Origin of the sequence: Bacillus sp. SRB_8 (assembly GCF_003264205.1) — a bacterium.
GTDB lineage: Bacteria > Bacillota > Bacilli > Bacillales > Bacillaceae_G > Bacillus_A > Bacillus_A mycoides.
On record NZ_NADT01000039.1, the window covers coordinates 1 to 8,464 of the forward strand.

At 30.5% G+C, this 8,464-nt stretch carries 6 protein-coding genes; 2 read left to right on the forward strand and 4 right to left on the reverse strand.

The window, feature by feature from the left end; all coding sequences use genetic code 11:
- Window positions 1-161: 161 nt before the first annotated feature.
- Entirely contained in the window at window positions 162-1,841 is a 1,680-nt protein-coding gene (locus tag B5P40_RS26130; RefSeq protein ID WP_002187897.1) for a helix-turn-helix domain-containing protein, read from the reverse strand.
- Window positions 1,842-2,980: 1,139 nt separating this feature from the next.
- Between B5P40_RS26130 and B5P40_RS26140 the strand changes: the two genes are divergently transcribed.
- The gene (locus B5P40_RS26140) at window positions 2,981-4,681 is read left to right on the forward strand and encodes a hypothetical protein (protein WP_113710154.1); all 1,701 of its coding nucleotides are present in this window, start codon (window positions 2,981-2,983) and stop codon (window positions 4,679-4,681) included.
- A gap of 1,027 nt (window positions 4,682-5,708) precedes the next feature.
- On the opposite strand, the gene B5P40_RS26145 is transcribed toward B5P40_RS26140, so the two are convergent.
- The 3 genes from B5P40_RS26145 to B5P40_RS26155 all read right to left on the reverse strand — a co-directional run bounded on the left by B5P40_RS26145 (window position 5,709) and on the right by B5P40_RS26155 (window position 7,618).
- Window positions 5,709-6,371 carry an IS6 family transposase gene (locus B5P40_RS26145; protein ID WP_002192003.1) on the reverse strand — a complete coding sequence of 221 codons (663 nt, stop codon included), beginning with the start codon at window positions 6,369-6,371 and terminating at the stop codon, window positions 5,709-5,711.
- A 482-nt stretch (window positions 6,372-6,853) separates the two neighbouring features.
- Entirely contained in the window at window positions 6,854-7,204 is a 351-nt protein-coding gene (locus B5P40_RS26150; protein WP_002187902.1) for a DUF4064 domain-containing protein, read from the reverse strand.
- 78 nt (window positions 7,205-7,282) lie between these two features.
- Window positions 7,283-7,618 carry a DUF4064 domain-containing protein gene (locus tag B5P40_RS26155; protein ID WP_002187903.1) on the reverse strand — a complete coding sequence of 112 codons (336 nt, stop codon included), beginning with the start codon at window positions 7,616-7,618 and terminating at the stop codon, window positions 7,283-7,285.
- Window positions 7,619-8,074: 456 nt separating this feature from the next.
- Here B5P40_RS26155 and B5P40_RS26160 point away from each other — a divergent pair, with 456 nt between their 5' ends.
- Entirely contained in the window at window positions 8,075-8,365 is a 291-nt protein-coding gene (locus tag B5P40_RS26160; protein WP_002192010.1) for a hypothetical protein, read from the forward strand.
- Window positions 8,366-8,464: the final 99 nt, after the last annotated feature.

Genomic DNA, 8,464 nt, shown 5'->3' on the forward strand with positions numbered 1-8,464 from the left:
CTGTTTCTATTGCACATAACACTACTATAATCTCCTATTTAATATAGAAATATCCCTATTTCTATATTAAATAGTGTATTTTAAAACAGGCGAATTCAATAACTACATTAAAAAGAATCCTATTTCTAGGACTCTTTTTAATACTAATTTTTAGCTTTAACTTACATTTTATCGATAATCATTTGTCTTTTATACCATTGATTTAATTTGCTTCTCGCCGTACTAGAGAGACGTTTTGTTTTTTTATTATAGAATCTAGAAAGAGTAGGCTGCGATATACCTATCTCTATTGAAAGCTCTCGCATAGTTATATTCTTTTTCATATGCATAAACTCTATTTTCTCTCTGATTACTTGTTCATTTTCACTCGTATCTAATGGCTTTTCTACAATTTTTACTGGCTGACTTTCCTCATGTATTGTATCAATTGTTTTCTTTTTCGCTAAGTTTTCCATTGAACTAATTAGTTCTTTTGGTGGCAATATTACTATTCCTAACTGTGAATAATAATTTTTAAACCAATTCTTCTTTGTCAGTTTTTCTTCTTCTAAACCATTATGATATTCCCAATGAGAAATTACTTCTTCTTTTTCTAAATCAATAAGCACATTTTCTAATTGTTCGCGGATACGATTAGGTTTTTGTTTCTGGTTTATACCCATAACTGCCAACAAACCTTTATCTCCACCTATAGAATAAGGTCTTTGTAAGCTAGAAAACATTTGACGGATTCTCCATTGCCATGTCAAATACCGAATTAATCTTTTATGATATTTGTGTCTATAACTATTATATTCAAGTGCCTTTTTTGATAATAATGCGGTAGTACTATTAGAGCCATATAGATATCCGGATAAGAAACTTCCTGGTTTGATCCTGCACGATTCTATCCCCATGTATTCGTTTGTATTTTTATCTCTCCATAGAACTACGGAATCTAATACAAATAATCTTTTAATTACCTCACGTTTTACTTCGTAATGCTTACCTGTTTCAGCACGATCATTTAATACGACTACTTCATTATCATCATTTAGATATATAAAAATACTTGCTAAGGCCGCAATCCGCTTCGCTACCTTAATTTTATCTTCCACTCTATAATATTCGACACCATTTGCCTTAGCTTTTGAAATACTGCACATTTCTAAAACTTGTTCATATGAAAAATCAATAAATTCATCCGGCGATTTTGCTTCATTCAACCATTGAATTGTGATGGTATCTAAACAATCTGCAGTTAAATCATCCATATTACTCATTACGCCGTCTACTAAAGTATTCCATCTTGCTGTCTCTTCAATATTCGTTAACTTTAGATCTTCATCTTTATGAGAGGAAAGCTGTGCCACTCCATTACTATCCTTTGTTTCAATAGGATAAGATTTTAACCGTGTGTTTTCATCTTCTTCAAATTGATTTTTAGCTATTCCATCTCTTAACTTATAATAGACCGCGGAGTTATTTACTTCTAAATAGTTTTCATTCAATATGTTCGCATCTGATTCACTTGTTGCTGTATGCACTATAGTGCTAGCTGTCTGATTTTCACGAAACTCTTGTTCAATAAAGACACCTATTTTCTCATGAATAATTAATCTGTAAGTATCTATATTTTTAAATATATCTAGAGAAGAAACACCTTTTCTTTGTTGTTGCTCTAGCCACTGTACAAGCATTGAAAATGATGGAGAAAGGTATTCTGAAGTCACAATTTTACTTTTATCTGCTTCAACCTCAACATAATAGGAAACCCATTTATGCCACAATTGCTCATCTTGTTTATACAGTGGTTCTGTTATTGATAGTGCATCTCTAAACAATTGTAGAACGTCTTCCATATAAATTCGGCTCCTTATATACATTTAGTTATTATTGATCTTAATTTGAAAATAATTAGCTATATGATGTTCCTTTTTATAAAACTAGAAATAAATTCGGAATATTTCATTCTTTCATTTCACTGTTAACATGGTAAGGGCTCTATTTTGCATACTTATAGCCCTCTCTGTAACTGATTATACAAGACTCAATCAATTTGTAAAATCCAAATAGCAATTATACAAGTACTTATACAATAACCTATCTTTCATTCATTAACTCTTTTTCTATTAGATTTACAGTACTATTATTCATATTTATCTCCCTAAAGTTCCTCTTACATTTAACAGAGAAGTAAAAGCCAAAAATGTAAAGATGAAAATATATATGTTACTTCGAATACCCCAAATTCATCAAAAATGAAAATTTATAGTCATATCATTCCCCTTTCCATCAAAACATGAAACAAAAATGACATTATGTAACTCTTTTTACTAACTCGAAATTTTTTTCTAAAAGTGCTTAAAGCTTGATATATAAGCGTTTCTATTACAGCTATACTATTAGTTATGAAAATTTATAGCTATATGATGTCCCTTTTATTTTAGATGAAAACCCCATAAACCTTTTTATATTAAGGCTTTACACGTTTATAACCCTATTTTCACGTATTTATGCAACATGAAAATCGATAGCTGTATGATGTCCCTTTTTTTAACCAAACATGAAAACCCACCTAGCCACTTCATGTTCCTTTTATAATTGTAAAATTACAGATAAAGCCCATTAACATCACTGTTTAAAGGGTTTCATCTGTTTAATTCACAATTATAAACATGAAAATTCATAGCCATATCATGTCCCTTTTAATTTTTTAAAAATCGATATAACTGTTGATTTAATCATGTTTACAAGGTTTTTTTGCTATTTTCCTTCTTTTCTACCAATATGAAAATTCATAGCCACATCATGTCCATAAAAAAAATTTCAAGAATCCTGAAACCCCTTGATACAAAAGGGATTAAAGGGCGTTTCATCTTTTTATTTTTTCTCTTAAAGGGACGCATTTCAACAAACTTCGATTTGGTATAATCAAAATTGGTATATTTTATAGTGTTTTGGCATTTATTTCTGAATTTATAGGTAGGAGGTGAAAGAGATGGGAAAATCATTTATTATTCGTAATCAACGTAGTCTAAATGGACAATCTACAAATGCAGTTTTAGTAACACTGAAGTCTTGGCAAAAACTTGTTGAAACTTTCGAAGAGAAATACTACAGCTATAAAGATACATACCTTGAAGATATTGTTGATCATATGACATATGAGGAGCGTATTGCCGATGTGGATGGCTTCGTAGCACAGGCTAAACCATCTTTTTCACGTCGTACACTATCTGCTATTTCGGAAACAATGGGAAGAAAGCATAAATTATATGGCATTACAAACGCAGATTTGGAAGTCTTCTTATATCTACATAAAAAATGTTACACGAATGGAGTCATTCCAAATGTAACAATACATATGATGTGGGAAGATTATAAACTATATAAAGAAGAATTTGCTTACATACAGCATTCTCAATTCTATATTGCATTAAAGAAATTAAGTATACATAAGATTATTACGATTGAAAATGAATTAGATGGTCGATATACAATTAAATTAACTCATTTTATGAATGAAGAAACTGAAAAGGCCAATGCATATGTTTATATTAGCCCAGTGGTATTTACGAAAGCTTTCTTTGAGCTATCAGTTGCATCTAAGAAGCTATTCTTAGATATTGCTATGCAACAGCACAGTGAAACTACATTAAAACGTTCCTTAGACAAACAAGATGAAAGAGGGAATAAAACTCATTTTGGTGGGATGTACCGCTTTTTACATAAAAAATATCCACATCAAATCCGCGCAGTTATGACAGAATTAACAACTGCATTATCATGTACAGGGACTCCGCTATTCAAAATTTGTAAATTACAAAAAGGGGTTAAGAATAAAAAAAGATATACGACTCTATATCTATCCTTACATACGGATTTCTTATGTACAAAAGAAACAGGAGAAGTACAGTATCGCAATCCATTCACACCAAGGCTTACTTATGCTCGTAAAGCTCGTTTTATCGAATCCGTGCTACAAGAGATGAATATTGGTGAGTTTACACAAGAGATGAACAAATTTATTCATGTATTTAAATATACATGCCATCGACAAATTCGAAGCGTAATTCATAGCTTACGTGACATGATAGATCGTAATGAAGAATATCCAAGCAAGTTGGTATATACACTGAAGAAATTACTAAATCAAACATCACAATATCAAATTCTTGATACAGCGGCTAAAGAAGGTATTTATCCTCTTATTACACAACGTGTTCCAAAAGAACAAAAAGAACAGGCTGTATTTGATTTCGGATTACATTTCTCTATGTACTCTCTTCGAAACATCAAAAAACTGTTCCGCAAAACGTATGAGTTACTAAACTACAAATTTGCTGTACCTGTTACAGAGGAATCGTATCACCGCAACTATCTAAAGTATCAAGAAGAAACGTTGTTTAGAAAGTATGCCTATGAACAAGGTACAAACCTAAACGCTTATATGGCTTTAGAAATAGAAATACGTGAACTCCTAAAAGCAAGAGGACATAAAGATCGTTTTATTCCAAGTGATGTTCGTGAATTGTTCATTGAAAAGATAGATAGATTACCGAAAGAAAAGCTTCGCGTTATTGAAGTACCAGATAGCTTCAATTTAATTACATTTATACGTGCCTTTGAACAGTTAATACGCGCTGGTATCCCAGTAACAACAGCTGAGCAAGTACTCACAGTAATGCAAACGAACTAATCATAATCAGCTCTCTATTTTTGAAAAAAATTCAAGATAGAGGGCTATTCGTGTTGATACGTTTATTTAAAAGACTTTTACTCATTCTTCGCAATAAGTAAATTTACTCGATTCTATTTATAATAGAGTCTTTTTTTATGCAACCATATACAAAAATAGTATGGTACTCATCTAAATTTCCACATATACTTTCATATAAACACGTTATGAGCTGTCTAAATACATTCAAATATCTACAAGAAATCATAAGAAAAAAATTAAATTTCGTGGATAAGTAGATAAATAACACATAATGTGAGTAATTTAGGGCAATTATCATTGATATAAATAGCTTAAACGCCTTTATCTATCAAAAATCATCAATATTAATGTGAGTTATGTGGTAGATTTGGATAATGTTGATTAATTAACACATAATGTGAATCATTTGTGAGTAAATACAATAAGATTGTGGAGATTCAGTGAATTCATATGAAATTTTACGATTGAATAAATATGTTTAACAATGTATCAATTTGTTTCATTTTTTATGTAGGAATACTAAATTTCATTTATGATTATTTGTAGATTTTAGATCATAGTTTTGCCTGATTTTCCGTTGTAAGATTCTACTATTTATGATTTTTTACGCTATGAGATGTTAAAAAGCTTTGTTACAGTAAGGATATACGTATATTTACCAGTCCTATATAAGTTTTATCTTTATATTTTAAATATATATAAGATATATATTTAAATAAGATTTTATTAACTTCCATTTAGCTTTGAAATTAGTTTTTATAAATTGTTCTACGATTAATATGTTTTTGTAATTTCCAAAGTGACATTATTTGAGTTTTGAAGCCTATTTATAATTAGATATTACTGTAAAGTGATTTCTAATTATAAATTGAGCATCTAATGCATTATTCAATATTCAGGTTCTGGTGCAAATATATGAAGAAGAACATAGATGATAGTAGATTCTTAACGGAATCGTATTTTATGCTATAAGTCCAAACACTCGGTGGATGAACTCTTTCTGATTTTAGACAGACTGGTTCTGTAAATCAATTTGTCCTTTTTTTATCATATGCATAGCTTCCACACCACTCACTATAGAAGTTGCTGTTTTATACGACTTAAATCCCAACATAGAACGCACACGTTTCTTGATAAAACGATGATCTTGTTCCACTATATTATTAAGATATCTAACTTGCCTTAGTTGTATGCCTTCAGGCATATGGTTCTCCTCTTTCAATTCTTGCATCGCTACAGGATAGGCAGGGTTCTTATCTACCGTTATCACACGGGGTTTAGAAACATACGAAAAAGCCAAGGCTTTCTTGAAAAAGCGCTTGGCTGCTTGTTTATCTCTTGATTTACTTAGATAAAAATCAATGGTGTTCCCTTCGGAATCTACAGCACGATATAAATACATCCATTGACCTTTTACTTTGATATAGGTTTCATCGACTCTCCATGAGTCATTTGTTGATTTAAGATGATATCGTACTTTCTCTTCTAATTGAGGCCCATATTGATGAACCCAGCGCATAATTGTTGTATGAGCGATTGATAAACCTCGTTCTTCCATCATTTCCACCAGGTTACGGAAGCTCAAATTGTACCGTAGGTACCACCTTACTGTTAATAAGATTAGTTCAGGCTGATAATGTTTCCACTTGAATAAGTTTTGTTTTTCCATACTGATCACGTCCTTTTTAGAGTACTAGTATCAGTATGTCCAAATTTCAGAGATTAATTACATAAGTCTTATAGTTTTTGCACCAGAACCACCAAATTCGTTATCTTTCTAACCATTTTTTGTTATAGTTATGTGCCAGAATCCCTTATATATCAACACATTGCATGTTCCTAAAACATATAAACAATTATTATGTAAAACAATCAAACATAGAATAGTATGTTGTATATACTTATTAATAAATTTTAAAGTCCTATTTGTAATAAACATAGATCTAATGAACAAAAAAGACAAGAGTGCAACACCCTTGTCTTTTTTTATTATAGTCATAAAGAAATGGCTACAATATACCCACTAAAAATATAACATAATGAGTTACTTTATAAAATGATTTCAAACCTCTGCTACAGAGTAAACGTAAAGCAACTTCAAAATTAACTTTTATTTATATTTTGGAGTCGCTTTACGTTTACGTTATTGTTTTAATTAGTCTCCTGTTTTAAAGGTCTAAATGCAAATGCACCTGAAATGATTTGTAAAACCACTGGAAGGAATAAAATAAAAAAACCTAAAAACAATGAAATTATACTTAATACAATCATGCAAATACCATAAGCTATATTATTTATTTTGTTAACACAACAAGCTAATACTAATAGGCCTATTTGAATAATTAAGGCGATGCTAGAAGTAATGATAATATATTCTGCAATACCTCCAGAACTAGTATTAGAACTTGTGTAGGAAATACAACCAATTACAATAAATAAAGAAAGTAAGAGTCCTAAGATTCCTCCGATTAAGCCAATTACAAATTCTACAGTTCGTTTCAAATTAAAATACCACCCTTCAAAAATATTATTTAAATTAGCCCTTATATATTTACCATGATTTTGGAATTGCTAAATATTTTATTTAGATTCTTGTTTTAAAGGTCGAAACGCAAATCCGCCAGAAATAATTTGAAGAATTACTGGAATAAATAAAAGGAATAATGACATAACCAATGTTACTAATGGGAGTAATATCATACAAAGTCCGTAGACTATATTGTTAACCTTATTTACTGAACATGCTAAAACTAACAGCCCTATTTGAATAATTAATAAAATAGAGTAATAAGTCAAAGCTTTATAATCAATATCACCATCCAAAACGGTAATAGCTATCATCGATATAATAAGAGAACCTATAACCCCCAAAATACCACCAATTAAACCCAGTATAAATTCAGGTGTTCTTTTCATTTCTAATACCTCCCTAACTATTAATATATTATGTATTTAACGTCCCTTTATCTATATTATCAAATGTAATTTGGAAAAACTATGCATAAATGTATTGGGTTTAATATTAGATGTAGTTTTGTTTCACAATAAAAACACCCCTTTAGATAAACAGATCCAAGGGGGCAAAACGTTGCGTCTTTCTTATAAACATCGTGACTTTATTTAAAAGCAACAATTGAAACATATTTCGTTGCTTAATAAATAAAAAAGGGAGTTATAGTCATTAGATGTCCTAGCAAATTGTCACAATAAGCTATTTTCATTTCGTAATCTGGATTTTCAACGTTTTAAAAGGGTTCTTTTTCCATGAAAGAACCTTTTTTATTTGTCTTTTTTTAGGTACAAATTCAAAAAGCTGTATTGCAAACATACGTATTTAAGGAAGCTGGAATTTTATATGGATGGTGAGAAAAAATGGACCATTATCAAATGTTGTATACTACCCCTTATTTATATTCTTCAAGCACTCTGAAAGAAATGTACAAAAGCACCAAAAAGGAAATTGACATTTGCGCCATACAAGAGCATATGCTACGTCACGAAGTATACCTGGCCCAACAATATCGAGGTTACTATTATTTAAGTCAAAAAATTGAAGACGATCTATATGGCGATGAACAGGCATTGTCATGGAATGAGCTACTGGATGATTATCAACTTTATAGAGATCGTAAGGGGAATTTATCTATCAAACCGAAAGGATGAGATAAACATGACAATCATTGGAGAGCTAGGGATTGTATATGGCGTGACCGGAGCTTCAGTTTTAGGAATAAAATTGTTGAAGAAGAAAGGTCTTTATCT